At 49.6% G+C, this 929-nt stretch carries 2 tRNA genes and 2 rRNA genes; all 4 read right to left on the reverse strand.

Annotated elements, in window-relative coordinates:
* A 23S ribosomal RNA gene (locus ACGF5R_RS24135) occupies nucleotides 1-213 on the reverse strand; the annotation flags it as partial.
* A gap of 162 nt (nucleotides 214-375) precedes the next feature.
* Nucleotides 376-451, reverse strand: a tRNA-Ala gene (locus ACGF5R_RS24140).
* Nucleotides 452-580: 129 nt separating this feature from the next.
* Nucleotides 581-657, reverse strand: a tRNA-Ile gene (locus ACGF5R_RS24145).
* 69 nt (nucleotides 658-726) lie between these two features.
* Nucleotides 727-929: ribosomal RNA gene (locus tag ACGF5R_RS24150) — 16S ribosomal RNA — on the reverse strand; the annotation flags it as partial.

Raw genomic sequence — 929 nt, forward strand, 5'->3', positions numbered from 1 at the left:
TCGGGGTACTGAGATGTTTCAGTTCCCCCGGTTCGCCTCATTAACCTATGGATTCAGTTAATGATAGTGCAACGCATTGCACTGGGTTTCCCCATTCGGACATCGCCGGCTATCACGCTTCATATCAGCTTACCGACGCTTTTCGCAGATTAGCGCGTCCTTCATCGCCTCTGACTGCCTAGGCATCCACCGTGTACGCTTAATTGCTTAACCTCACAACCCGAAACTGTCTCGGATTGTTCAGCTTGAGAGACTCGTCAATAATACCTCGACGATATTATCGACAGCTTCAATTTTTCAGCTTGTTCCAGATTGTTAAAGAGCAAAATAATTCACAGCATATTGTCGCCAATATACTCTGAATTACGTTTAGTATGGTGGAGCTAAGCGGGATCGAACCGCTGACCTCCTGCGTGCAAGGCAGGCGCTCTCCCAGCTGAGCTATAGCCCCATACAGAATTTCCCGCTATCACCCGGTCTATACAAACCTTTTCATCACAGCCAGTTTCAACGCGAATCACGCAGTGTGCGCGAGCACATGAGTAATGCAGCGTTTAAAATGGCAAAGAGGAAAAGCGTTTGGTAGGCCTGAGTGGACTTGAACCACCGACCTCACCCTTATCAGGGGTGCGCTCTAACCACCTGAGCTACAAGCCTATCACGATAACGTTATTCTCTTCTTTCATCAGACAATCTGTGTGAGCACTGCACTCAACCTATCTCAGGTAAGGAGGTGATCCAACCGCAGGTTCCCCTACGGTTACCTTGTTACGACTTCACCCCAGTCATGAACCACAAAGTGGTCAGCGCCCCCCTCTCGGTTAAGCTACCGACTTCTTTTGCAACCCACTCCCATGGTGTGACGGGCGGTGTGTACAAGGCCCGGGAACGTATTCACCGTAGCATGCTGATCTACGATTACTAGCGAT

The sequence above is a fragment of the Photorhabdus sp. RM71S genome (assembly GCF_042879355.1).
Taxonomy (GTDB): domain Bacteria; phylum Pseudomonadota; class Gammaproteobacteria; order Enterobacterales; family Enterobacteriaceae; genus Photorhabdus; species Photorhabdus kayaii.